Origin of the sequence: Dactylosporangium sp. NBC_01737, from assembly GCF_035963215.1 — a bacterium.
GTDB lineage: Bacteria > Actinomycetota > Actinomycetes > Mycobacteriales > Micromonosporaceae > Dactylosporangium.
The window spans coordinates 6,205,545-6,230,473 of record NZ_CP109153.1 but is presented as its reverse complement, the minus strand read 5'-3'; the positions used below and the strand labels follow the sequence as shown (position 1 = coordinate 6,230,473).

At 70.7% G+C, this 24,929-nt stretch carries 22 protein-coding genes; 15 read left to right on the top strand and 7 right to left on the bottom strand.

What is annotated here, in order from left to right; all coding sequences use genetic code 11:
• Window positions 1–3 precede the first annotated feature (3 nt).
• From OHA72_RS28015 to OHA72_RS28005, 3 genes are all read left to right on the top strand, one after another.
• A complete protein-coding gene (locus OHA72_RS28015) occupies window positions 4–2,553 on the top strand; it encodes an ABC transporter permease (RefSeq protein WP_327010783.1) in 2,550 nt (849 codons plus the stop codon).
• A gap of 224 nt (window positions 2,554–2,777) precedes the next feature.
• Window positions 2,778–3,533 carry an ABC transporter ATP-binding protein gene (locus OHA72_RS28010; RefSeq protein ID WP_327010782.1) on the top strand — a complete coding sequence of 252 codons (756 nt, stop codon included), beginning with the start codon at window positions 2,778–2,780 and terminating at the stop codon, window positions 3,531–3,533.
• A 2-nt stretch (window positions 3,534–3,535) separates the two neighbouring features.
• Entirely contained in the window at window positions 3,536–6,082 is a 2,547-nt protein-coding gene (locus OHA72_RS28005) for an ABC transporter permease (RefSeq protein WP_327010781.1), read from the top strand.
• A 39-nt stretch (window positions 6,083–6,121) separates the two neighbouring features.
• Here OHA72_RS28005 and OHA72_RS28000 read toward each other — a convergent pair whose 3' ends face one another.
• Both OHA72_RS28000 and OHA72_RS27995 read right to left on the bottom strand, forming a co-directional pair.
• Window positions 6,122–6,757, bottom strand: a complete 636-nt coding sequence (locus OHA72_RS28000) for an HAD family hydrolase (protein ID WP_327011675.1) — start codon at window positions 6,755–6,757, stop codon at window positions 6,122–6,124.
• A gap of 54 nt (window positions 6,758–6,811) precedes the next feature.
• Window positions 6,812–7,774, bottom strand: a complete 963-nt coding sequence (locus tag OHA72_RS27995; RefSeq protein ID WP_327010780.1) for a ketopantoate reductase family protein — start codon at window positions 7,772–7,774, stop codon at window positions 6,812–6,814.
• Between the two features lie 106 nt (window positions 7,775–7,880).
• Here OHA72_RS27995 and OHA72_RS27990 point away from each other — a divergent pair, with 106 nt between their 5' ends.
• Window positions 7,881–9,581, top strand: coding sequence for a hypothetical protein (locus OHA72_RS27990; protein WP_327010779.1), 1,701 nt, complete (start codon window positions 7,881–7,883; stop codon window positions 9,579–9,581).
• A gap of 311 nt (window positions 9,582–9,892) precedes the next feature.
• Here the strand turns inward: OHA72_RS27990 and OHA72_RS27985 are convergent, their stop codons facing one another.
• Complete coding sequence (locus tag OHA72_RS27985) at window positions 9,893–11,449, bottom strand: glycosyltransferase family protein (RefSeq protein WP_327010778.1); 1,557 nt, start codon at window positions 11,447–11,449, stop codon at window positions 9,893–9,895.
• An 87-nt stretch (window positions 11,450–11,536) separates the two neighbouring features.
• Between OHA72_RS27985 and OHA72_RS27980 the strand changes: the two genes are divergently transcribed.
• Window positions 11,537–12,421, top strand: coding sequence for a PAC2 family protein (locus OHA72_RS27980; RefSeq protein ID WP_327010777.1), 885 nt, complete (start codon window positions 11,537–11,539; stop codon window positions 12,419–12,421).
• A 49-nt stretch (window positions 12,422–12,470) separates the two neighbouring features.
• Entirely contained in the window at window positions 12,471–14,165 is a 1,695-nt protein-coding gene (locus tag OHA72_RS27975) for an Hsp70 family protein (protein WP_327010776.1), read from the top strand.
• Between the two features lie 13 nt (window positions 14,166–14,178).
• Here OHA72_RS27975 and OHA72_RS27970 read toward each other — a convergent pair whose 3' ends face one another.
• Window positions 14,179–15,393 carry a pyridoxal phosphate-dependent aminotransferase gene (locus OHA72_RS27970; RefSeq protein ID WP_327010775.1) on the bottom strand — a complete coding sequence of 405 codons (1,215 nt, stop codon included), beginning with the start codon at window positions 15,391–15,393 and terminating at the stop codon, window positions 14,179–14,181.
• A 115-nt stretch (window positions 15,394–15,508) separates the two neighbouring features.
• Here OHA72_RS27970 and OHA72_RS27965 point away from each other — a divergent pair, with 115 nt between their 5' ends.
• From OHA72_RS27965 to OHA72_RS27955, 3 genes are all read left to right on the top strand, one after another.
• A complete protein-coding gene (locus OHA72_RS27965) occupies window positions 15,509–16,303 on the top strand; it encodes a GntR family transcriptional regulator (protein ID WP_327010774.1) in 795 nt (264 codons plus the stop codon).
• 471 nt (window positions 16,304–16,774) lie between these two features.
• Window positions 16,775–17,653: a hypothetical protein gene (locus OHA72_RS27960; protein WP_327010773.1), complete on the top strand. Its 879-nt coding sequence runs from the start codon at window positions 16,775–16,777 to the stop codon at window positions 17,651–17,653.
• A gap of 102 nt (window positions 17,654–17,755) precedes the next feature.
• Window positions 17,756–18,493 (top strand): SHOCT domain-containing protein, encoded by a 738-nt coding sequence (locus tag OHA72_RS27955; RefSeq protein ID WP_327010772.1) that lies wholly within the window; start codon window positions 17,756–17,758, stop codon window positions 18,491–18,493.
• Window positions 18,494–18,601: 108 nt separating this feature from the next.
• Here OHA72_RS27955 and OHA72_RS27950 read toward each other — a convergent pair whose 3' ends face one another.
• On the bottom strand, window positions 18,602–18,733 hold the full coding sequence (locus OHA72_RS27950; RefSeq protein WP_327010771.1) for a hypothetical protein: 132 nt from the start codon (window positions 18,731–18,733) through the stop codon (window positions 18,602–18,604).
• A 61-nt stretch (window positions 18,734–18,794) separates the two neighbouring features.
• On the opposite strand from OHA72_RS27950, the gene OHA72_RS27945 reads away from it, so the two are divergent.
• Window positions 18,795–19,619, top strand: a complete 825-nt coding sequence (locus OHA72_RS27945) for a COG1470 family protein (protein WP_327010770.1) — start codon at window positions 18,795–18,797, stop codon at window positions 19,617–19,619.
• A 69-nt stretch (window positions 19,620–19,688) separates the two neighbouring features.
• Window positions 19,689–19,853 (top strand): hypothetical protein, encoded by a 165-nt coding sequence (locus OHA72_RS27940; RefSeq protein ID WP_327010769.1) that lies wholly within the window; start codon window positions 19,689–19,691, stop codon window positions 19,851–19,853.
• A 96-nt stretch (window positions 19,854–19,949) separates the two neighbouring features.
• On the opposite strand, the gene OHA72_RS27935 is transcribed toward OHA72_RS27940, so the two are convergent.
• The gene (locus OHA72_RS27935) at window positions 19,950–20,549 is read right to left on the bottom strand and encodes a hypothetical protein (RefSeq protein ID WP_327010768.1); all 600 of its coding nucleotides are present in this window, start codon (window positions 20,547–20,549) and stop codon (window positions 19,950–19,952) included.
• 124 nt (window positions 20,550–20,673) lie between these two features.
• Between OHA72_RS27935 and OHA72_RS27930 the strand changes: the two genes are divergently transcribed.
• From OHA72_RS27930 to OHA72_RS27915, 4 genes are all read left to right on the top strand, one after another.
• Window positions 20,674–20,937, top strand: coding sequence for a hypothetical protein (locus tag OHA72_RS27930; protein WP_327010767.1), 264 nt, complete (start codon window positions 20,674–20,676; stop codon window positions 20,935–20,937).
• A 129-nt stretch (window positions 20,938–21,066) separates the two neighbouring features.
• On the top strand, window positions 21,067–21,657 hold the full coding sequence (locus OHA72_RS27925; RefSeq protein WP_327010766.1) for a sigma-70 family RNA polymerase sigma factor: 591 nt from the start codon (window positions 21,067–21,069) through the stop codon (window positions 21,655–21,657).
• Window positions 21,593–22,705 (top strand): hypothetical protein, encoded by a 1,113-nt coding sequence (locus OHA72_RS27920; RefSeq protein WP_327010765.1) that lies wholly within the window; start codon window positions 21,593–21,595, stop codon window positions 22,703–22,705. Before OHA72_RS27925 ends, OHA72_RS27920 begins: the two co-directional genes overlap by 65 nt.
• Window positions 22,706–22,824: 119 nt before the next feature.
• The gene (locus OHA72_RS27915; protein WP_327010764.1) at window positions 22,825–23,250 is read left to right on the top strand and encodes a MarR family winged helix-turn-helix transcriptional regulator; all 426 of its coding nucleotides are present in this window, start codon (window positions 22,825–22,827) and stop codon (window positions 23,248–23,250) included.
• A gap of 9 nt (window positions 23,251–23,259) precedes the next feature.
• Here the strand turns inward: OHA72_RS27915 and mctP are convergent, their stop codons facing one another.
• Window positions 23,260–24,924 (bottom strand): monocarboxylate uptake permease MctP, encoded by a 1,665-nt coding sequence (mctP, locus tag OHA72_RS27910; RefSeq protein WP_327010763.1) that lies wholly within the window; start codon window positions 24,922–24,924, stop codon window positions 23,260–23,262.
• Between the last annotated feature and the right edge of the window lie 5 nt (window positions 24,925–24,929).

Sequence of the window (24,929 nt, the reverse complement as noted above, 5' to 3'; positions counted from 1 at the left end):
GCCGTGCTGCGCGCGACCCTCAAGAGCCTGCTGGCGCGCAAGCTCCGGCTGATCCTGTCGACCCTCGCCGTCGTGCTGTCGGTGATGTTCGTGTCCGGGTCGCTGGTGCTCACCGACACGCTGGGCCGCACGTTCGACAACGTGTTCTCCAACATCTACAGCTCCACCGACGTGCAGGTGACGGCGAAGTCGGAGACGGCCAACGACGCGTCCGGCAACCCTGCCGTGGCCCTGCCGATGCCGGCCGCGGACGTGGAGCGCGTCGCCGGCGTCGCCGGGGTGCGCAAGGCGACCGGGGCGGTGTTCGTCACCGGCGCCCGGGTCGTCGGCAAGAACGGCAAGATCGTGGTCAGCCAGTCCGGGCAGTTCGGCGGCAGCTGGAACGGTGAGGACGAGACGACCAAGCTGATCGCCGGTGCGGCGCCGTCGGCGGCCGACGAGGTCGTCATCAACAACGGGCTGGCCAAGCAGGGCAAGTTCGCCGTCGGTGACGCCATCGACGTCATCGCCCGGTCGGAGGCACGCAAGACGTACAAGGTCGCCGGGATCATGCAGTACACCGGCAACCGTGACTCGATGGCCGGCGAGACGACCGTGCTGTTCACGGTGGCGACCGCGCAGCAGGCGATGCTGGGCGAGACCGGCGTGTTCAACCTCATCGACGTCAAGGGCGAGGCCGGCGTCTCCGACAACCAGTTGCGCGACAACGTCAAGGCCGCGCTCGGCCCGTCGTACGTGGTGCAGACGGGTGAGGAGCTGTCGAAGGAGTCCAGCGAGGCGATCCGTGGCCTGCTGAAGTACTTCAACTACTTCTTCCTGGGCTTCGGCGCGATCGCGCTGCTCGTCGGGGTGTTCCTCATCCTGAACACGTTCTCGATCATCGTGTCGCAGCGCACGCAGGAGCTGGCGCTGCTGCGGGCGATGGGCGCGAGCCGCTGGCAGATCATCCGGTCGGTACTCATCGAGGCGCTGCTCATCGGCATCGTCGGGTCGCTGTTCGGGTTCCTGGTCGGCATGGGGCTCGGCGCGCTCGGGGCGAGCGCGTTCACGTCCCTGGCGAAGATGGACTCCGCCGGGCTGGGCCTGCCGGTGGCGGCGATCGTGACGTCGTTCACGATCGGCATCCTGGTCACGATGATCTCGGCGGTCCTGCCGGCGATCAAGGCGGCCCGGGTCGCGCCGATCGCGGCGATGCGGGACGCGGCGGCCACGGACAAGCCGCTGACCGGCATCACCATCGCCGGTGGGGTCGTCACCGCGATCGGGGTCGGCTCGCTGTCGTGGGGTCTGGCCGGCGCCGGCAGCGCCACGCTGCTGCTGGTGTTCGGCGGGGTGCTGCTGACGCTGATCGGGGTGGCGCTGCTCGCCCCGCTGGTCAGCCGGCCGCTGGTCGCCGGGCTCGGCGCGGTGTTCTCCTGGTCGGTGCCGGGCAAGCTGGGCCGGCGCAACTCGTCGCGCAACCCGCGGCGCACGGCGATCACCGCCGGCGCGGTCATGGTCGGCATCGCGATCATCACGATGATCAGCACGATCTTCTCGTCGCTGTCGACCGCGATCGGCGACTCTGTGGAGAAGGACCTGCAGGCCGACCTGATCATCTACGGGCAGCAGACGTCGGACGTGCCACCGATCATCCAGCCCGACGAGCTCAAGCAGATCAAGGCACTGCCGCAGCTGCAGACGGTGGCGTCGGTGACCTACGACGTCGTGTCGCTCAACGGCAAGCAGGACTTCGTGCTCGCCTACGACGACGTGCCGGCCGTGATCCAGGTGCTGAAGCTGCACGCCGTCGCGGGCCGCATCGACCACGTCGACAGCGGCGAGTTCACGACGGACGAGAAGACGGCGAAGGACCGCAAGTACACGGTGGGCAGCACCATCCAGGTGACGTTCGCCAAGGGCATGACGAAGACGCTGACGCTGGTCGGCATCACCAACTCCACCGTCAACGGCAACGGCGTCGTGGTCTCCAACACCGACGCGCAGGCCGGGTTCTCGTTCCCGCAACCGATCCAGGCTCTCGTCAAGGCGAAGGACGGGGTCGCGATCGGCGACGCGAAAACCGCGATCGAGGGGGTGCTGAAGAACAACCCCGAGGTCAGCGTGCAGACCAAGGAGGAGCTCGTCGGCTCCAGCCAGCAGCAGTTCGACGTGGCGCTGGTCATCGTGCAGGTGCTGCTGTTCATCGCGCTGGGCATCTCGGTGCTCGGGGTCATCAACACGCTGCTGCTGTCGGTGATCGAGCGGACCAGGGAGCTGGGCATGCTGCGGGCGATCGGCCTGCGGCGGCGGCAGACGTGGTCGATGGTGACGATCGAGTCCGTGGTGATCACGTTGTTCGGCACGGTGCTCGGGCTCGTCGTGGGTGCCGGGCTCGGCGCGGCGACGGTCACCGCTCTCAAGTCGGTGATCGGCTTCGGCGCGGTCACGCTGCCGTGGGGGTACATGATCGCCTACATCATCGGGGCGGTCATCGTCGGCGCGGTCGCCGGTCTCATCCCCGCGATCCGGGCGGTACGGCTCAACGTGCTCAACGCCATCGCCTACGAATAGGCAGAACAGCAGACAGATACAGCCGGTCGGGGTCGTCCCCGGCCGGTTTTCTGCTTTCCCGGGGCCCTTTCTGTGAAGGCTGAGAAAGTGGGCTAAGGGTTCACCCTGAGATCGGCTCCGGGCCATTCCCCGGCGAAAAACCGGTGGTCAGCTCGCCCTGCGGGCGGACGAGACGCGCTCAGGAAGCCCCGAGGATGAAGGCACACCATTCACCAGGGGGAATCATGACTGCATCGGTTGCGACGCGCACCGAGGTGGCCGCGAAGGCGGTCGACGTATGGAAGGTCTACGGCTCGGGCGAGGCGCAGGTCAACGCGCTCGGCGGCGTGTCCGTGGAGCTCGAGAAGGGCCGCTTCACCGCGATCATGGGTCCGTCGGGCTCCGGCAAGTCGACGCTCATGCACTGCCTCGCGGGCCTGGACGCCGTGTCGCGCGGTGAGGTCTACATCGGCGACGCGAAGATCACCGGCCTGTCGGACCGGGGGCTGACGAACCTGCGCCGCACGAAGGTCGGGTTCATCTTCCAGCAGTTCAACCTGCTGCCGACGCTGACCGCCGAGGAGAACATCCTGCTGCCGCTGTCGATCTCGGGCCGCAAGCCGGACGCGGCCTGGTTCAACACCGTCATCGACACCGTGGGGCTGCGGGACCGGCTCAAGCACCGGCCGAGCCAGCTGTCCGGCGGCCAGCAGCAGCGGGTCGCGTGCGCCCGGGCGCTGGTGTCGCGGCCGGAGGTCATCTTCGCCGACGAGCCGACCGGCAACCTCGACTCGAAGTCGGGTGCCGAGGTGCTGTCGTTCCTGCGCAACTCGGTCCGCGACTTCGGGCAGACGATCGTCATGGTCACCCACGACCCGAACGCCGCCTCGTACGCGGACCGGGTCATCTTCCTCGCCGACGGCCACGTCGTCGACGAGCTGTACGCGCCGACCGCCGACGCCGTCCTCGACCGTCTCAAGCGCCTCGACAAGGCGGTCTGACGATGCTGCGCGCCACACTCAAGAGCCTGCTCTCCCGCAAGCTGCGGCTGGTCCTGTCGGGCCTCGCCGTGGTGCTGGGGGTGATGTTCGTGTCGGGGGCGTTCGTGCTCACCGACACGATGGGCCGCTCCTTCGACAGCCTGTTCGCCTCCGTGTACGAGGGCACCGACGTCAACGTCACGCAGAAGCCGAAGGTCGGCGACCAGGACTTCGGCCCGTCGCAGCAGGGCAACATCCCGGCCGCGACGCTGGACAGGATCCGCGCGGTGCCCGGGGTCGCGAGCGTCACCGGCGACGCGACCGCCGACGGCGCCCGGGTCATCGGCAAGAACGGCAAGGTCGTCACCACGTTCGGCCCGCCGCGCCTCGGCGGGAACTGGATCGGCACGTCGGACCTGCTGCAGCTGCGCGAGGGCCGCGCACCGGCCGCCGACAACGAGATCGTCGTCAACGTGACCACGGCCAAGAGCGCCGGTGGGCTCAAGGTCGGCGACGACGTCGGTGTCCTCACCCTGCAGCCGGGCAAGCAGGTCTTCAAGCTCGTCGGCATCTTCGGCTACAGCGGCGACCGCGACTCCCTCGGCGGCTCCCTGGAGGTGCTGTTCACCACGCCCGTCGCGCAGGAGCTGATGCTCGGCGAGAAGGACGTGTACAGCGGCATCAACGTGAAGGCCGCGGCGGGTGTGTCGCACGAGAAGCTCCGCGACGACGTCGCCGCCGCGCTCGGCGCCGACTTCCAGGTCAAGACCGGCCAGCAGCTGACGGACGAGACGACCAAGGAGTTCCGGGAGGGCCTCGCGTTCTTCAACAACGTCCTCATCGGGTTCGCCGGTGTCGCGTTGTTCGTCGGTACCTTCCTCATCCTGAACACGTTCTCGATCATCGTCGCGCAGCGGACGCGGGAACTGGCGCTGATGCGGGCCCTCGGCGGCAGCCGGAGCCAGACGCTCGGCTCCGTCATCATCGAGGCCGTCGCCATCGGTCTCATCGCCTCGGTCCTGGGCCTGGCCGCCGGTATCGGCGTCGGTGTCCTGCTCGCCTGGGTGTTCGGCAACGTCAGCGGCGTCGCCCTCGCCAGCGTCGGCGTCCCCGCCGCCGCGGTGATCAGCGCGTTCGTGGTCGGTCTGCTGGTGACGGTCGTCGCCGCGGTCCTGCCGGCGCTGCGGGCCTCACGCATCCCGCCGATCGCGGCGCTGCAGGAGGTCGCGACCCCGGACCGGCCGCTGACCAAGCTCACCGTCAGCGGCGCGCTCATCGGCGCGGCCGGCGGCACGATGCTCGGCCTCGGCCTGGCCGGGCAGGGCGACAACACGCTGTGGCTGATCCTCGGCGGCGTCCTGGTCAGCTTCATCGGCGTCGCGCTGCTCACGCCGCTGCTGGCCCGCCCGGTGGTGTCGCTGCTCGGCCGGCTGTTCTCCTGGTCGGTGCCGGGCAAGCTGGGCCGGCTCAACTCGGGCCGCAACCCGCGGCGCACCGCGATCACCGCGGCCGCGCTCATGGTGGGTCTGGCCCTGATCACCGGCGTCAACGTCATCCTCGCCTCGGCGAAGCAGAGCCTGTCCTCGCAGGCGTCGACGCAGGTGACCGTGGACCTGATCATCTCCGGTGACGGCGACGACAACGGGCCGGCGAAGTTCGACCCGGCCGTGATGACGGCCGCGGCGAAGCTGCCCGGCGTGTCCAGCGCCGCCAGCGAGTACTGGGACTTCGCGCAGGTCGACGGCGAGGGCCGGGGCATCTCCGCCACGCCGGACATGGCCGCCTACGCCGGCATGTTCAAGCTCCAGGCGACCGAGGGGACGCTCGCCTGGACCGGTGACAACCAGGCCGTCATCGACGTGGAGAACGCCAAGAAGCGCAACCTGACGCTCGGCTCGACGATGACCATGCAGTTCACCCGTGGCGACCCGCACCAGGTGAAGATCGTCGGGCTGTACCAGAAGAGCGACGTCATGGGTGGCCTCGTGGTCTCCGGCGACGTGGTGAAGGACTTCCGCACCGCGCAGCCGTCATGGGGTTACCTGCGCGTCAGCGAGGGCGCCTCGGTCGACACGATCCAGAAGCAGGTCGACCAGCTGCTCGTCGACAACCCCGAGGTGTCGGTCGCGAACCGGGCCGAGTTCGTCGACGCGCAGGCCGCGCAGTTCGACCAGCTGCTGATGATGATCCAGGTGCTCCTCGCGCTGGCGATCCTCATCGCGGTCCTCGGCATCGTCAACACCCTGGCGCTGTCGGTGCTGGAACGGACCCGTGAGCTGGGGCTGCTCCGCGCGATCGGGATGCGGCGGGCGCAGACGATGCGGATGGTGACCGTCGAGGCGGTCGTCATCTCCACCTTCGGTGCCCTGCTCGGCCTGGGCGTCGGCACCGGCCTCGGCGCGGCGGTGGTGCGGGCCCTGAAGGACGACGGCTTCACGAAGCTGGCGTTCCCGTGGAGCCAGATGGCCACCTACCTGCTCCTGGCAGCGCTGGTGGGGGTCGTCGCGGCGGTCCTGCCGTCGATCCGCGCCTCGCGGGTCAACGTGCTGCAGGCGATCTCGCACGACTGACCATGTGCAGAGGGGCGTCCGCGAGGACGCCCCTCTGTGTCATGCGACGAGCTTGCGCAGGTAGGCGACGTCGACGTCGAGCAGCGAGTCGACCAGCGTGACGCCCTGCGGGTCCAGCGCCACCTCGCACGGCACGGCGAGCACGGCGCAGCCGGCGGCGCGGGCGCTGAGCACACCGTTGGGCGAGTCCTCCACGGCGACGCACTGCGGCGCGGTCGCGCCGAGCAGCCGCGCCGCCGTCAGGTACGGCATCGGGTGCGGCTTGGTCCGGTCGACCTCGTCCCCGGCGACGACCGCGTCGAAGTTGTCGGCGCCGATCGTCAGCAGCGCCACGTCCACCAGGTGCCGGTGCGTGGCGGTGACCAGCGCCAGGGGTATACCATCCGAACGCAACGCCGCGAGCAGCTCCTGGGCTCCTGGACGCCACTCGACGCCGCCGTGGAACAGCTCCTTGACCCTCGTCTCCAGCCACACCACGCTCGCGTCGGTGCTGACGCTCGCGGGCAGCCCGAGGTCGGCGTGCAGCAGCCGCATCGAGTCGGTCATGTTGCTGCCGACCATCGCGTGCCTGGCCTGCGCGGACAGCTCACCGCCGTAGTGCGTGGCGAGCTCGGTCAGGCCGACGGACCAGACCTTCTCGCTGTCCACGAGGGTGCCGTCCATGTCGAAGAGCACGGCCGCGAGCCGGTCGTCAGAAGCCACCTGACGGATCCTGCCCCGTGGATCCCGTCACCGCCGGTCGATCGTGCCCAACGTCACGGCTTCCACGAACTCCTGCGGGGTCATGGTGCCGGGCTGCTCACCCCGCCGGGCGGCGCGCTGGACCAGCCGCCGGGCGGTCTCGTTCGCCGGGGTCGGCACGCCGTGCAGGCGCCCGAGCAGCACGATCTCGCCGTTGAGGTAGTCGGCCTCGACCGTGCCGGTGCCGCGGGCCAGGCTCTGCCACGACGAGCCGCCGGCCCTGGTGGCCGCGTCGGGCCACCGCATGATGTCGCCGCGGCGCTGCCGGTCCTCCTCCGCCGACGCCACGTCGATCCCCGCGGCGCGCAGCACCGCCTCACCCTCGGCCTGGACGGGCTCGACCGCCGCGTCGAGGCCGTCGACCCGCCCGCACAGTGCCTCGACCGCGTTGCCGAGGTTCAGCAGGAGTTTGCGGTACTTCCAGCGCATGATGTCCGCACGCGGCTGCGACACGAACCCGGCCGACTCGAGGCCGGCGGCGAGGTCCCTGCCGGTCGCGTCGAGACCCGACGGGTAGCGGCCCAGGTCCAGGATGCCGGGCACCGGGGCGCAGTGCTCCACGACGATCCCGGGCGCGAGGTGGCTGGCGGGCAGGATGACGTGCACGCCGTACACGTCGGCGAAGCGGCGCAGCGCGGCCCGCTCGTTGGCGACGCCGTTCTGCAGGCAGACGACCGGACCCTGCCAGTCTTCGAGGGCGACGAGCGCCGCCTCGGTGTCCATGCCCTTCATGCCGAGGACCACGACGTCCTTGTCCGTGTCCGCCGGGTGCTGGTACGCGTCGAGCTTGACGACCGCGTCCCCGTCCGACCGGCGCAGGGTGAGCCCGTCCTTGCGGATCGCCTCGAGGTGCGCGCCGCGGGCGATGACCGCCACGTCGTGCCCGGCGGCCGCGAGCCTGCCGGCGACCACTCCCCCGACGGCGCCGGCGCCGTAGATCACCCATCGCATCCGCTCATCCTATTTCCCCTGCTTCCCGTACCGACCGGGTGATACGGCAGGTGAGATGCAACTGAGGTGACGGCGCGGCCCTCCGAGGTTCAGGTACCCCCGCACTATGCACTCCAGCGTCTTCCTCGTGCCGCTCCTGCTCGTGCAGGCGCTCTGGCTGCTCGCGCCGGGCCTCCTGGTCGGGCTGCTCCTCGCCGGCCGGGACCGCATCCCCGCCTACCTGGTGGTCCCGGTCTCCGGCCTGGTCGGGTGCGTGAGCGGCTATGCGGTGCTGTGGGCGTTCTTCGGGGCGCACCGGCTGGGCAACGTCGCCGTCGCGGTGTTCGCCGTGGCCGCGCTCGCCTCCGCCGCGTGGATCGCCGTGCGCCGCGAGCTGCGCGCCGCCGTCCTCCGGCTCGACGTCGCCGCGCCGCTGGCACTGATGCTGCTGCTGACCCTCGGCTACACCGCGATCACGTTCTCCTGCACGGTCGACCCCGGCGCCGGGTCGGTCAACGCCTTCTGCCACCTCAACGGGTTCACCGGCGACAACATCCTGCCGCAGATCTTCGCCGACAACATCCACCACGGCGACCCGCGCACGATCACCTGGGACTGGCAGGGCAGCGACCGCCCGCCGCTGCAGTCGGGCGTGCAGTTGCTGCAGGCGCCGCTGACCGAGTCGACGTCGTGGCGGATCATGAGCTACGAGGTGCTCACCGTCCTGCTGCAGGCCATGTGGCTGCCGGCGCTGTGGGGCCTGTTCCGCGCGCTGAAGGTGTCCACCCGGACGTTCGCGCTCGTCGCCGCCGTGTGCACCTGCACCGGCCTGTTCTTCTTCAACTCCGTCTTCACCTGGCCGAAGCTGCTGCCCGCCGCGCTGGTCATCCTCGCCTGCGGCGTCTGGTTCTTCGACCGGCGCGGCCCCTGGAGCTGGGTCATCGGCGGCCTCGCCGCGGGCGCCGCGATGGTCGCGCACGGCGGGGTCGTGTTCACCCTCGTGCCGATCGGCGTCGCCCTGCTGCTGCCCAGGCACCGGCCCTCATGGACGTCCCTGCTCGTCGCCGTCGCGGCCGCGCTGGTGATGCTCGCCCCGTGGCAGGCCTACCAGCGGCTGTACGACCCGCCCGGCGACCGGCTCCTGAAGATGCACCTGGCCGGCATCCCCCTCCCCGACGAGCGGTCCCTCGGCGAGCTGCTGCGCACCCGTTACGGCGAGGACGGCATCAGCGGCACGATCGCCAACAAGACCGCCAACCTCACCACCGTCCTCGGCGTGCAGAACGTCCAGTACCACCTCATCGGCAAGGGCCGCACCGGCATCGCCCGCGACGAGGAGTTCCGCTACCTGATCCTGTGCTTCGGCGCGTTCACCCTCGGCTGGCTCGTCCTGCTCACCCGCCGCGGCCGCCAGCGGGTCCGCGAGGCCGCCGACCCGGACCGGCTCCGCCTGGTCTTCGGCCTCGCCGGCGCGTCGCTGCTGCTGTGGATCCTGCTCATGTACGGGCCCGCCACCACCCGCCTGCACCAGGGTTCCTACGCGACGATGCTGCTGCTCTTCGCCGGCCTGGGCGTGCTGTTCAGCGCCCTGCCGAAGTGGGTGACCCGGGCCGGGCTGGCGCTGCAGGCGGCGTACTTCGCGCTGATCTGGGTTGCCGCGGTCTGGAAGGGCCACCACCTGCACTGGGCGTATCTCGCGGTCAGCGTGGTGGCCTCGGCGGCGTTCGCCGGCGCGCTGTACTGGCTGCACCGCCGCGGCGACGCCCCCGTCCCCACCGACCCGACCGGCGACCCCGTCGTCACCCCGGAGCCCGCCACGGCACGGTGAACGCCCGCTCCCGCCGGACTACCCAGCCCACCGCTCCGGTGGCCGTCCACTTCGCCGGCGATCAGTCGCTGCGAGGGCCCTCCGCCGCACCCTGCGCGCCGCCACCGCGAAGCCAGACAGGAACCAACGCCGGGCGGGGCACCGCGGCGTGAAGCGGGCGCACCGCCGTCCACATGAGGTGCTGCAGGAGATCCTGACCCGACGCGTGGGGCATGTACGCGATGCATGGCCGGTGACGGGAAGCTCGGGTCACGCAGCCCACGCTGCCGTCACGGCGCTGGCGTGACGGGCTGGCGTGACGGGCTGGCCGGTCAGCGGGAGGCCGGCTCCGGGTCGGCCTCCGGGACTGACGGCGGGGTCAGCGCTGCAGGTGCCGGGGCGTCGGGGGCGAGGGCGGGGGGCTGCGTGCGCCAGATCATGGCGGCGGTCAGGGCCAGTCCGGCGACCATCAGCAGCAGCGGGAGCACCGAGCCCGTCGGGGGGTGCCAGTCGCCGGCCAGGGGGTTGAACCAGCCGAGGCCCGCGTTCGGGGCGAGGCCGCGCTGCCAGCGGACCATGGCGAACACCAGCAGTGCGAAGTGCACCGGCAGCAGGAACAGCACGAAGGTGCGGCCCAGCGAGCGGACCTGCGTGGCGTCGAAGAGCTTGCGTTCCAGGATCCAGGCGGCCAGCAGGGGCAGGCCCGCGAGCAGGGGCAGCATGTACCGGCCGCCGGTGATGAAGCCGGTCACGTTGGCCTGGCTGACCTGCAGGACGCCGGGCAGGACCACGCCGCCGGTGAGGAAGACCAGGTAGCGCCATCTGGTGACCCAGCCGCCGACCAGGCCGCCGAGGATGATCACGCCGCCGACGAGCATGGCCCAGATCAGGTAGAAGGGGCTCCAGAGTTTCGTGTCGAACCAGCCGGCCACGCCGATCATGCCGATGAGCAGTTGGTACCAGCTGTCGATGTACTGGGTGATCGCCTCGCCGGTGGTGTAGTCCCACAGGCCGGGCGGTGGGGGTACCAGCTCACCGGTGCGCATCACGACGATCCAGGTCGCGGACAGCAGCCCCGCGACCACGACGCCGGCGGACCACAGCTTGACCCGGGTGACCTGCCACCACTCCTTCAGCCAGGCCCAGCGCAGCGGCACGGCCAGGGCGAGCAGCCCGAACGCGAACCAGGCAGGGCCGCCCGAGCGCAGGGTCAGCAGCAGCACCGAGGAGATCCCCAGCAGCGTGACCAGCGGTCGTTTCAACGGGTCGGGTGGCTCGAGGAACAGCGGGATGCCGGCGGCGAAGAACGCGATGCCGGCCGCGATCTCCAGGGCGTTCGGGTTCACGCCGCCGGCCAGGTGGGCGAGCATCGGGGTGGCGACGCACAGCAGGGCGGAGGCCGGCAGGCCGAAGCGGGACCAGCGGCGCAGCGCCAGGAACGCCGAGGCGATCAGCGCGGCGCACATGGCGGCGTTGAGCAGGCGCGCGACGACCAGGCCGCCCCAGTTGGGCATCCACCGCAGCGGGGGGCCGACGACCAGGTAGAACAGCGGGTTGTACCGGCCGGCGCTGGTGCTCACCTCGGCCATCGGGCCGCCGCTGAGGCCCTTCTCGCAGGCCGCGGACTTCGTCGGGTCGAAGCCCCAGCAGACCGCGTGCGCGTCGAGGCCGACGGGAACGCGCTGGTAGGCGCCCATGCCCGGGCGTCCGAACGCGTCGGGCACGGTGCGGGGCTCGGCGAAGATCTGGCCGGGCTCGAACGATCCGACGCCCGCGGCGCGGATGCTGTGCTGCACCTCGTCGGCCGGTCCGTCGAACGGCGCCGCCACGCCCCACGCCGCGAAGACGAGGAAGAAGGCGAGGAAGGCGAGCAGCCAAGAACGACGCACCCCGGGATGGTACTAGGTGATCTTGGAAACCGACACCCCGGGCGCGGCCGGCAAGCCATCCGGCGGTCACCCACGTAGGCTGGGACCGTGACCGAGTTCGACGGCCTGCCCGTGCTGCGCTCCCCTGTCGCGATTGCCGCGTTCGAAGGGTGGAACGATGCTGCCGACGCGTCGACCGCCGTCGTCGAGCATCTGGAGCAGGAGTGGGGCGCCGAGCCCATCGCCGCGCTCGACCCTGAGGACTTCTACGACTTCCAGGTCAACCGCCCGACGGTGATGATGTCCGAGGGCGAGACCCGCCGCATCGAGTGGCCCACCACCCGCTTCTCGGTGGCCACCCCGCCGGACGCGGAGCGCGACATCGTGCTCATCCGCGGCATCGAGCCGAGCATGCGCTGGCGCACGTTCTGCGAGCAGGTCCTCGAGGTCTGCCACAGTCTTGAGGTGAGCCGGATCGTGCTGCTGGGTGCGCTGCTGGCGGACGTGCCGTACACCAGGCCGCTGCCGGTGAGCGGCTCCGCGCCGCGCGGGGTCGCCTCGACCGACGCCACCGAGCGCCTCGGGCTCACGCCGACGCGGTACGAGGGCCCGACCGGGATCGTCGGCATCCTGCACGACGCGTGCGTGCGCGCCGATCTTGAGGCCGTGTCGTTCTGGGTGCACGTGCCGCACTACGCGAACAACCCGCCGTGCCCGAAGGCCACCCTCGCGCTGCTGCACCGCGTCGAGGAGGTCCTGGACCTGCCCGTGCCCACCGGCGACCTCGCCAAGGAGTCCTCGGAGTGGGAGGAGCGGCTCAAGCAGGCCGCCGAGCAGGACGCCGAGCTCGCCGAGTATGTCCGCGAGCTGGAGGAGCGCTCCGGCGACGCGGGCCTGCAGCCGCTGTCCGGCGACGAGATCGCGCAGGAGTTCGAGAAGTATCTGCGCCGCCGCGGCGGTCAGGCCGGCCCGTCGGCGACCGGCGCCTGGTAGCCGCAGGGGTGGTGGACCGCGGCCAGCGGGCGCCCTAAGGTCTGAACACGTGTCTGATGTGCACCTTGGGATCGACTACGGCACGTCGAACACGGTCGCCGTCCTGCGCCGCGCCGACGGCCGCAGCCGGGCGCTGCTGTTCGACAGTTCGCCGCTGCTGCCCTCGGCGGTGTTCGCGACCCCGACCGGCGAGCTGCTGATCGGGCGGGACGCGGAGCGCAGCATGCGCACCGACCCGGCGTCGTTCGAGCCGAACCCGAAACGGCGCATCGACGAGCTGGAGGTGCTGCTCGGCACCCGCGCGTACCCGATCGCGGCGCTGGTCGCCGCGACGCTGCGGCAGGTGGCCGCCGAGGCGTACCGCGTCGCCGGCGGACCCATCGGCAGCGTCTCGATGACCCATCCGGCCGCGTGGGGTCCCGCCCGCCGCCGCGTCCTGCAGGAGGCGGCGGCACTGGCCGGGTTGCCCGCTCCGGCGCTGGTGCCCGAGCCGGTCGCCGCCGCGGCGTACTTCACCGCCGTCCTCGGCATGCGGGTCGCGCCCGGTCAGAGCGTCGTGGTGTACGACCTGGGCGCCGGCACGTTCGACGCCAGCGTCGTGCAGCGCACCGGGGAGGGCCCCGGCGGCTTCGACACCCTGGCGTGCCGGGGCCTCGACGACGTCGGCGGGCTCGACCTGGACGTCGCCATGCTGGAGCTCGTGTGCACCGCTCTGGAGCGCACCGCACCCGAGGTCGCCGAGCGGCTGCGCCGCCCGCAGTCCCCCGACGAGCAGCGCCAGCGGCTGCTGGTGTGGCAGGACGCGCGGTCGGCGCGGGAGAGCCTGACCCGCAACGCGTCCGCGACCGTGTACGTCTCCGCGGCCGGTCAGGACGTCCTGGTCACCCGCGCCGAGTTCGAGGCGAGGGCGGAGCCGCTGCTGCGCCGTACCGTGGACGTCACCCTGGCCACGGCGCGCGAGTCCCGCGTCCCGGGCGAGAGCCTGGCCGGGTTCTACCTCGTCGGCGGCACCACGCGGACCCCGCTGGTCGCCACCCTGCTGCTGCGGGCCACGGGGCAGGCGGCGACGGCGTTGGAGGAGCCGCAACTGGTGGTCGCCGAGGGTGCCCTGCATTGCGGGCCGTCCGTCCCGGTCGCGCCGCAGGCGGCAGCGCCGGCTGAGCCCGTACCGGCGCCGCCGCAGGCTGCACCACCGGTGACAGTCACGCAACCGCCGGTTGGTGTTGCGGTCGCCTACGCGCCTCGGCCGGTCGCTTCCCCGTCGGCGGAGGCGACCGTCCCGCTCCTCCCGCCGGTTGCCGCTCAGCCGGCTCAGGTCGCGCCGCGTCTGAATCGGTTCACGGGGCCGTTGCCGGCGCTCGGCCGGTCGGGCGCCGAGCTGGCCGGCATCGGCCTCATCGCCACCGCCGCCGCGTCCGCGATCGTCTCCGGCGCGCTCGCCCCGGTCACCGGCGGCTTCTCCGACGACTGGCTCATCGCACCCATCCTCGGCGCGCCGCTCGCGGTCCTCACGTATTACCGCATCGCCCGCCTGACCCGGCCGGGACGCCGGCCGTTCGACGCCGGCACGACCCTGCTCACCACGGCGGCCGCCGTGTACGCGGCGGCCATCGTGTTCGCCGGGCCGCTCGGCTTCAGTTCGCTGCGCGTCGCGAACGCCGGGGTGGCCGCCGGCTACACCATTTGCGTCGTCGCAGGCGGTGTCGCGGCGGTCATCTGGACGATCCGCCTGCTGCGCCGCTGACCCCGTTGACCCCTCAGACCTGCCGGTAGGTGCTGAGGAACCGGCCGATGCGCCCGATCGCGTCCTCAAGGTCCGCCACGCGCGGGAGGGTCACGATGCGGAAATGGTCCGGGTTGTGCCAGTTGAAGCCGGTCCCCTGCACGACCATCAGCTTCTCCTTGCGCAGCAGGTCCAGCGCGAACTGCAGGTCGTCCTTGATCGGATGCACCTCGGGATCGATGCGCGGGAACATGTACAGCGCGCCCATCGGCTTGGTGCACGACACGCCCGGGATGTCATTGAGCATCTGCCACGCCTTGTCCCGCTGGGCGAGCAGCCGGCCGCCGGGCAGGATGAGGTCGTTGATGCTCTGGTACCCCCCGAGCGCGGTCTGCACGGCGTGCTGCGTCGGCACGTTGGGGCACAGTCGCATGTTCGCGAGGATGTCGAGGCCCTCGATGTAGCTGCTCGCGTGCTGCTTCGGACCTGACAGCACGAGCCAGCCGGTGCGGAAGCCGGCCACGCGGTACGCCTTCGACAGGCCGTTGAACGTCAGCGTGAACAGGTCCGGGGCCACCGCCGCGGTCGAGACGTGCTTCGTGTCGTCGTAGAGGATCTTGTCGTAGATCTCGTCGGAGAAGATCAGCAGGTTGTGGCGGCGGGCCACCTCGGTGATCCGCTCGATCATCTCGCGCGAGTACACGGCGCCGGTCGGGTTGTTGGGGTTGATGATGACGATCGCCTTGGTGCGCGGCGTGACCTTCGCGGCGATGTCGTCGACGTCGGGCATCCAGTCGTTGGTCTCGTCGCAGATGTAGTGCACGGCGCGACCGCCGCAGAGGCTGACGGAGGCGGTCCACAGCGGATAGTCCGGCGAGGGGATCAGCACCTCGTCGCCGTTGTCGAGCAGCGCCTGCAACGCCATGACGATCAGTTCGGAGACGCCGTTGCCGAGGTACACGTCCTCGATGTCGACGCCGTATACCTGCTTCTGCTGGTAATACTGCACGACCGCGCGCCGGGCGGACAGCAGGCCCTTGGAGTCGCCGTATCCGTGCGCCGAGGGCAGGTTCAAGATGACGTCCTGGAGGATCTCCTCCGGCGCCTCGAACCCGAACGGCGCGGGGTTGCCGATGTTGAGCTTCAGGATGTGGTGGCCCTCGGCCTCCATCTGCTTGGCGGCGGCCATGACCGGTCCGCGGATGTCGTAACAGACGTTGGCCAGCTTCGCGGACTGAGTCACCTGCATGCAGCCACAGTACGAGGCCCTCTCCCATAGCTCAGTAGCCACTTCCCATCATGTGGCAGTTCCTGTGGTGCGGATCCGCTTGCGCCGAGCATCCTAGGAGGCTAGGCTTTGCATCATGACCATCAACCCTGGAGCGGCGGAGTTCCCGCACCGGCAGATCGCCGCGCAGCTCCGGGCCCGCATCCACCGCGGCGACTGGGCACCCGGCGAGCGCCTCCCCTCCATCCCGGCCCTCGCGACCCAGTTCGGCGTCGCCAAGCAGACCGTCCAGCGGACGATCGACCAGCTGCGCATCGAAGGCCTGCTGATCACCCGTCCGGGTTCGGGCACGTTCGTCCGCGGCACCAAGCGCCGGATGAACCGGCTGTCCCGGGGCCGCTATGGCGCCGAGCGCGGCTACCACGCCGAGCTGGCCGCGCGATATCGCCAGCACCTGATGCAGGTCGGCGTCATGCCCTGCCCCGCCGACGTCGCCGAGGGCTTCGGCATCGACGTCGGCGTGCCGCTGCTGGTCCGCCGCCACCTCGTCCGCACCGGCGACGCACCGGTCGAGGTCGGCGCCTCATGGTTCCGCCCGGCCGACGTGCGCGGGACCTCGATCGAGCGGCCCGACGTGTTCGACCGGCCTCTCTATCAGGAGGTCGAGGCGGAGCTGGGGCGGCGGTATACGAGCGCCAAGGACCAGGTCAGCGCCAGGCTCCCGACCCGCGAGGAGGCGGAGCTGCTGCAGATCCGGCCCGACACGCCGGTGCTGGTGCTGCTGCACATCGCCTATGACGCGGAGCACCGGCCGATCGAGGTAGCCCAGGCCGCATGGCCGGGCCCGATGACGTCGCTGACGGAGGAGTACAAGATCCCTGCCGTCCGGGCCGGCCTGCCCTCCGACGAGCCCGACCTGGCCCTCGGCTGAGCGACCCGCGACCTGCTGCGGGCGGCGTTCGGTTGAGGGCGGCACCTCGGCACCGGGCGGCATTCGCACTCGCGGGTCCGGCGGTGTTGCGGCTCCTGTTCGCCCGTGTTGCCCGACACCGAAACCTACGAACGTGACGGGTCCCCTGCCGGGCATGATTGCGCTGCGGAGGACCGGGCCGGCGGGGTGCTGACGACAGCGTGGCGGATCTCCGTGGTGAATACCGGATCGCTTGTCTGGCAGCGTTTGTAGCTTGCGAGCACGAACCGGCCTCTGGCCATGGCAGGGCCTGATCCTGGACGCCAGGTAGGCAGGACCGTGGTCAGGTGTCGGTCGGGTTCTGGATAGCTGCTGTGCACCGTTTGACCTGTTGGGTGGGCGCCTGCGTGGCCGATTCTCGGCGCATCGCTCCGGCGCGCTCATCGCCGTCAGCGCTGGAGCGCCACCAACGTCTACCGCCAGGGAGCCATCATGGTGATGCAACTGCGGGGCCGCCGACGCCGGGCCACGTTCGCGGTGTCGGTCATAGCGGCCGCCCAACTCGTCACGCAGGCCGTCGCGGCCACACCGGCGTTCGCCTACGGGCGGCTCGATGTCGTGCTGGTCGCGACGACCTTGGACGACTACGACGACCGCCACAACTCGAACTCGACGCAGACCCGGTCGGCGTCGTGCCCGGCGGGCACCCACGTGATCGGCGGTGGGGCCCGCGTGAGCGGTGGCAGCGACGAGGTCAGGCTGACCCGCCTCGTCCCGGTGCGCGGCAGCGCCGGCAACAACGACTACTACTCGGCCACGGCCGAGGAGCCGGACACAGGGTACGCGTCGGAGTGGCAGTTCGTCGTGTACGCGATCTGCGCCGACGTGGACGAACTCGACAACTACAGCATCGTCTCGGCGAGCACCACGGAGTCCTCGACGGTGTTCAAGCAGGCCGTCGCGGACTGCCCCGGTTCGACCCTCGCGATCGGCGGCGGTGCCGCCATCACCAACGGCGACCACCAGGTCGGCCTGCAGCTGTCCCGCCTGGCGGCCCCACTGGACATCGCCCGCGCCACCGGCCGGGAGGACGCCAACGGATTCGCCCTCGACTGGGGCGTCACCGCGTACGCCGTCTGCGCCGACCGGATCAGCGGCGCCGCGATCTACGGCACGATCGCCGCGCAGGGCGACACGCAGGAGTGCCCACCGGACAAGTACGTGTACTCGGTGGGCGGCGGAGGGTCCTTGACCGACTCCGGCCCGTACTTCCTGCAGACGGTCTATCCGTTCGGCGAGCGCAGCTGGACGGTCGAGATGACCGGCACACCGACAGGCCAGACCACCGTCCAGGCGCTCTGCGCCTACTGACAGCCCCCGGAGCGGTCGGCTTCCGGACAGGACGCCGCTCACCGCGATGCCATCCTTGGCGCGGCGTGCGATCGTCGCGGCCGATCGTTTCCGGGAGCGTGGATGAAGACGGTCGTGCGTGAGCTCGCGAGCCTGGTGATCGGTCTGACCGGCATCATGCTGCTGGGCCTCGGGCTGAACCACGTGCTCGACATCGGCAGCTGCGCGTCGGGTGGTCCGTACGCGATCGCACGCCCCTGCCCTGAGGGCTCGGCGGCATGGTTCTGGCTGCCGGTGGCGGGCGCGATCCTGTGGGTTGCGGGCATGCTCGTGAGCAGACGGGTCTTCGTCGAACCGGGCGCCGGGCAGGTCCTGTGGACGGCGGGCTTCGCCGGGGGCGGCGCCGCCATGCTGGTCAAGGTGCTCACCCAACCGTCGATGCCACCGGACTCGAAGCTCGGCGCGTCCATCACGGCCGCGGTGTTCATTCCGATGGGCCTGGCCGTCGGGATCGTCGGGATCGTGCAGCTCTTCCGGCAGCGGGGTCGAGACGGCAGCGGGTCACGACGGACAAAGAACGGTGCCCGGCGGCGAGGCGGTCCGGTGGGTGCCGTCCGCGGCCCCGGGTCGCGGCTGAAGGCACTGAACGATCTGCGGAGCACCGGGGCGCTCACACGCGAGGAGTTCGACGTGCTCAAGGCCGACCTGGCCGGCTCCGAGCCGGAGCCGGCGGTCGACCGGGTCGCCCTGATCCGGCAGCTGGCCGAGCAGCAGGCCTCGGGCGCCCTGAGCCCGGCGGAGTTCGAGGCCAGGAAGCGCAGCGTCATGCTCGTTGAGCGGGCCGCCCCGTCCGGGCAGTGACGCCGGCACCCACCGGTCGGTCCACGTGCCGTTCAGCGGCGTTCCACCACCGTGAAACCGTGCATCTCGATCTCGGTGGCGTCGACCCGGTCGTCCGGGGCGTCGTCGTCAGCGCCTGCAATCAGGCCAGAGCCGTCGCACAACGGCAGCCGCCGCGCCGGCGTCGGCCGACGTCGCGTGCTGCAGCACCGGCACGACCTCGCCGTCGGCGTACGCCAGCATCGCCGTCTTCGCGCCCACCATCAGCTCCTCACTGTCGTCGCCGGGCGGGGGACACCGCTGGGACCGGTCAATGACCTGAATGCCGCCGGGGTTCCTGACGGGGCGAATAATGCTCCGGCGTTGCGGGCAATGCACGACCATGGATGACGACCGCGTCGCCACGTCGTACACCTTCGGCGGTCTGCTCGTGCGCACGGCCGCGGTGCTCGCCGCGTTCGTCGCGCCGGTGGCGGTCGGCCTCACCGATGTGACCGCCATTGCCGCGGGTCAAAGCCACTACCTGGCACTCGTCAAGCCGCCCTTCACCGTCCGACTGAGCCCGGCCGGGGGCACGCTCGCCGCCGGCGGCGACATCAGCACCCAGGTCAGCCTCGCCTCGGCGGCCGGCTACACAGGCACGGCGGAACTCGCGGTGAGCGACCTGCCGCCCGGCGTGACGGCCACCCTGACCTCCGCCACCATCGGCGTGGGCAGCCCGTCCACCATCACGTTCCACAACCCGGCCGGCGGCCCCGCCGGCACCTATCCGATCACGGTCACCGCCACCGACAAAGCCGCCGCCGTCACGGTGCAGGCAGCCACGTACCAACTGACCGTGACCCCCGCCGGCAACTTCAAGATCGCACTGAACCCGGCATCAGGCACCGTCACCCCAGGTGCGTCCACGACCACGACCGTGCACCTGGTCCCGTTCAACGATCTCAGCGGCACGGCGACGCTGAGCGCGCAAGGACTCCCGGCCGGTGTCACAGCCACGTTCACGCCGGGCACGGTGAGCGCCAGAAACCCCGCGACGCTCACGCTGCTGGCAGCGCCGAACTGCCGGCCGGGCACGTACACCTTCACCGTCGCGCCAGCACGTCCGGCGGCGGCGGGTGGACAGCCACTTACCAGCTCACAGTGACCGGGCCGCCATCCTGATCCTGTCCGCTCCGGTTGCTCCGGCAGCGGCAACGCCATCTCAATGCCCGGCGTGTTCAAGTACGTGGAGTACACCGAGAACTTCACCGTGCCGAACGTGACGTCGAAGTCCCCCGCCGGCGGCAACGCCCAGCAGCACGGCCTCGCCGCAGTCACCAGGACAAAGGCCCCGATCCCGGGCACGAAGACCCGCAGGCCGCAGCGCTCCGGCAGCTGACCACCGGACGTGCAGGAGGCCTCGGCGCCTCCTGCGCGTCACCGGGCGCCCGGCGCACGTCCATGGCCCGGGTTGAAACGCGGTCGGCCGATGACGTCAGAGGCGGGGAATTGCTTCGCCGGCCCGGGGCCCACGATGGTGGTCGAGCCAGAACAGGTAGCCGCGGAGGTACCCCTCCAGGCCGTCATCGAGGTAGGCGACGAAGTCCCGGTGACCCTGGGCGGCATCGTGGTAGTGGCCGGCGAACCTGGCAGCGGCGTTGAAGCCCCAACCTGGGTGGATGTCGGCACCCCAGTCCGCGGCTATCGCAACGGCCCACTTCCGCACCCGGTCCCGGCCCCGCCACCACTCGCGGACGGCATGCGCGGTCCAGTGCTCGTCACCGTCCCAGTTGTAGCCGCGGTACAGCTCCAACTGGCAGCCGCTGACCACAGCCTCAACTTCGCGGTAGTTCACCGGCTGCCGGTAGATGAACTCAGATCCGAACCCGTTTCCGAGGTCGTCGTCGTAGGCGATGTGACCCGGTGCGTCCAGCCGCCCGATGGCCAGACTGTCGGTCTCGCCGGCGTAGAACGGACCTGGGACGTTGCGCCAGTTCCGCTGCTCCCAGCGTCCCGTGAACAGCTGCTCGGCGGGCTCGCTGAGGCCCTCGACGAGCCGCCGGGCCGTGAGCAGCGGGTCCCAGTAACCGATCATCGCCCAATTCTGCCCGGGTCGGCTGCGAGCGTCGCTCGGCGCTGCCGAAACGCTGGCGTCGTCAGGTTGTGATGGTGTGCGAAGGAGTGGAGCGGATGACAAGCTTTCCCGGCATGTGGCCTGCGTGGAACTCGGCGAGGGCCGTTGTGGTCTGTTCGAGGTCGTAGGCGCCGGCCGCGACGGGGCGGAGTTTCCGCTGCCGAGCAGTCCGGCGAGGAACAGCAGATCCGCACGGTTGGGCTTGGCGATGAAAGAACTCGCCTTCTGCGCGCCCCACATCGCTCTGAGCATGACTCGCCCGGCATGGGTCATCGGACCGGCGATGCGTCCGGCCTTCTCGCCGCCGATCATGACCATTCTTCCGTCCGGCGCCAGGATGCGTTTGTAGTGCGACCAGGGTCTGTTGCCCGCATGGGATGGTGGCGGGGCACGCCCGGGCGGTTCAAAAAAGTTTCTGGGGGCGTGCAGCGTTCGGATGGGCGGCGACCGTTCTATCCGCGGTGGAGGGAGCGGCCGGTTGAAAGCAGAGGATCCGGACGGGTTCCGGGAGTTCGTGGCGTCGCGGATGGCGTCGCTGCGGAACCTGGCATACGTCACGTGCGGGGACTGGCACGCCGCGGAGGACGCGGTGGCCAACACCCTGACGAAACTGTATCCGCGCTGGTCACGGCTTGATCGGCCGGACCTGTACGCGCAGACCATGGTGGTGCGGGCGGCGATCGACGAGACGCGCCGGCCGTGGTGGCGGCGGGAGCGGGCGGCCGGGGACAAGGTGCCCGACGTCACGCAGGTCGATCACAGCGGCACCACCGACGAACGGATGACCGTGCGGGCGGCGTTGCAGGCCGTGCCGGTGCGGCAGCGGGCGGTGCTGGTGCTGCGGTATTACCTCGGCATGACGGCCGAGGAGGCCGGGGAGGTGCTCGGTGTCCGGGCCGCTTCGGTCAGGAGCCAGACGACCAGAGGTCTGGCGAATCTCCGGGCGGCACTCGCCGCCGGAGGCGTGGTCTTGGATGAACCGTCAGAACTCGGAGAGTGGACCCATGCGAATGCAGGACCTGGTGGAGCTGGCCACGTCGGAGCCGCCGCCGCTGCGGTACGGCGCTGACGAGCTCCTCGCGTCGGGCCGGCGTGTCCAGCGGCGGCGCCGGCTCGGCTGGGCCGCGTCGGGCACGGCGGCGGTGGCGGTGCTGGGGGTCGTCGCGGCCGTGGTCGCGGTGCCGGCGCTGACCGGGAAGCCGGAGGGGACGCCGGGCGCCGAGGTGGCGCAGCAACAGCAGAAACAGCAGCCGGTGGCGGCGACGGCGGAGCCGTTCACGTTCACGTTCGGCGGGTACCGGGTCGGCAAGCTGCGGGTGGAGAAGCCGATCGATGTGTCGACGGCGTACCAGCTCGCCTCGGTGTACGCGGACGGCCTGATCACCAACGACAAGCCCGTCGACCCGAACGCGCCGGCGGTGGGCGGGCCGAACCTGTACGCGTACCTGACCGTGTACCGGGCCGGCGCGTACGACCCGTCGAAGCTGGCGGGCGCGCAGCAGGTGACCGTCGGCGGGCGGCCGGGGCTCGAGGTCAACGACCAGGAGCACGGCTGGGCGGCGCGGCGGACCCTGGCGTGGCAGTACGCCACGGACGCGTGGGCGGTGCTGCGCGCCAGCTCCGACGACGCGGCGTTCCCGTCCGCGAAGGATCTGCGGGATCTGGCGGCCGGGCTGCCCGGTATCACCCCGGCGCCGGCGAAGTTGCCGGTCAAGCTGAGCTACGTGCCGGCCGGGTATCACCTCGCTGAGGTCTCGGTGCACGCGATGCCCGGGCTCAACGGGATCGCATCGGCCAGGGAGGGCGACTATGCGGGGCTGGTGTTCAGCAACCCGGCGCTGCCGACGACCGGGCTGAGCGAGCCGTTCGGCGGCGAGGACGGCAACGACCCGCCCGGCAGCTTCCAGATCTTCGTGGTGCCGGCGGCGAACTCCAACCAGCAGCCGTCGCCCGGGCTGAGCTGCGGTGACGGGTTCTGCAACCGGTGGGTCAACGGTGTGAACATCCAGGTCAGCAGCGGCAAGCGGCTGCCGGACACCGAGATGAAGAAGATCCTTCAGGGTGTCACGCTCGGCAACGTCCAGGACGACAGCACCTGGACCGCAGTCACCCCCTGACGGCGGTGCACGCGGCGGCCACCTACCGGTTCCGGTGGGTGGCCGCCTGCGAAACGGCGGCGGAAAGTCTACGGTCGGATGAACATGGGTCATGACCTTCCTCGCTTAGGGTCATGGCCGTGGAGGAGCGACCCGACGCGAGCACCGGGTATCTGCTGGCGCGGCTGGGCGCCGAGTCGCGGCGCCGGTGGGCGAGGATGCTGGCCGAGCATCAGCTCGCGCCGCATCATCTCGCGGTGCTGATGAGCCTCGGGCACGTGGGGCCGGTGCATCAGCAGCGGGTGAGTGCGCTGATCGGGGTCGACCCGCGCAACACGGTCGCGGTCGTGGATCTGTTGCAGCGCCGGGGTCTGGTGGAGCGGGCCGTGGACCCCGGGGACCGCCGGCGGAACACGGTGACGTTGACGGCCGACGGCGTCGACCTGCTCACGAGGCTCCGTGAACAGGTCGACGCGGTCGAGGACGTGCTGCTGGGCGGGCTGCCGGGGCATGAGCGGGAGCTGTTGCACGGCCTGCTGAGCAGGCTGGCGGACACGCTGCCCTGACGGGCCCGCTCAGGTGATCGGGTCGGGGGCGACCTCCTTCGTCGCCGGGGTGGTGGACGGGTGGGCGGTGTCGGCGCGCGGGTCGCCCTCGTCGGCGAAGTAGTCGGCGTGGCTGGTGTCGTCGCCGCCGTCGGCGACCGACGTGGCCCGCAGGATCAGGGTCAGCAGCGCCGCGACGGCGAGGTTGACCGCGACCGCGACGAAGCCGACGTAGATCGTCTTGGTGGAGTCGAAGCCGAACTCCTTCAGTGGGAACGCCGAGCCGCCGAAGTGGGCGCGTTTCGTGGCGGCGTTGGGGATCTGGTAGAGCATCCACATGCCGAGGCCCATCCCGGCGATCCAGCCGCCGATGAGCGCCCCGCGGTGGAACCAGCGGGTGAACAGGCCCAGCGCGACCGCCGGCAGGGTCTGCAGGATGATGACGCCGCCGATGAGCTGCAGGTCGATGGAGAACTGCGGGTCGACGAAGACGACGAAGACCAGGGCGCCGACCTTCACCAGCAGCGAGGTCACCTTCGACACGGTGGCCTCCTGCGACGGGGTGGCGTCGCGGCGCAGGTATTCGCGGTACACGTTGCGGGTGAACAGGTTCGCCGCGGCGATCGACATGATCGCGGCGGGGACGAGGGCGCCGATGCCGATGGCGGCGTAGGCGACGCCGGCGAACCAGTCGGGGAAGAGCTTGTCGAACAGCAGCGGCACGACGGTGTTGTTGTCGTTGGTGCCGTTCGGGTTCTTCAGCGGCGTGACGCCGGCGGCGATCGCGGCGTAGCCGAGCAGGGCGATGAGGCCCAGCAGCAGCGAGTACGCCGGCAGCGCCGACATGTTGCGTTTGATCACGTCGCGGTTCTTGCTGGCCAGGACGCCGGTGATGCTGTGCGGGTAGAGGAACAGCGCCAGTGCCGAGCCCAGCGCCAGGGTGATGTACTGGAGCTGGTTGTTGGCGTTGAGCAGGATGCCGTCGGTGACCGGCGCGGACTTGTCGAACTTCGCGTCGGCGGCGTCGAAGATCGCGCCCCAGCCGCCGAGCTTGTACGGCAGGTAGAACACCGCGACCAGGATGACGATGTAGATCAGGGTGTCCTTGACGAACGCGATGAGCGCCGGCGCCCTCAGCCCGCTGGAGTAGGTGTACGCGGCAAGGATCGCGAACGCGACGATGATCGGCAGGTGCCGGGCGATCGTGCCGGAGCCGGTGACGCCCATCGTCTTGAGGACCGACTCGATGCCGACGAGCTGCAGCGCGATGTACGGCATCGTCGCCACGATCCCGGTGATCGCCACGAGCAGCGCGAGCGTCGGGGACTGGAAGCGGGCCCGCACGAAGTCGGCCGGCGTCACGAACCCGTGCCGGTGCGAGACCGACCACAGGCGCACCAGGACCAGGAACACCAGCGGATAGATGATGACGGTGTAGGGCACGGCGAAGAAGCCGGCGGCGCCCGCCGCGAAGAGCAGCGCGGGCACCGCGACGAACGTGTACGCGGTGTACAGGTCGCCGCCGATGAGGAACCAGGTGATCCAGCCGCCGAAGTTGCGGCCGCCGAGGCCCCACTCGTCGAGGTGGTTGAGGTCGGTGGGGCGGCGCCAGCGGGCGGCGACGAAGCCGATCGCGCTGACACCGAGGAACAGGATGACGAAGATTGCGATCTCGAGCTGATGGTCACGCCACATGGCCG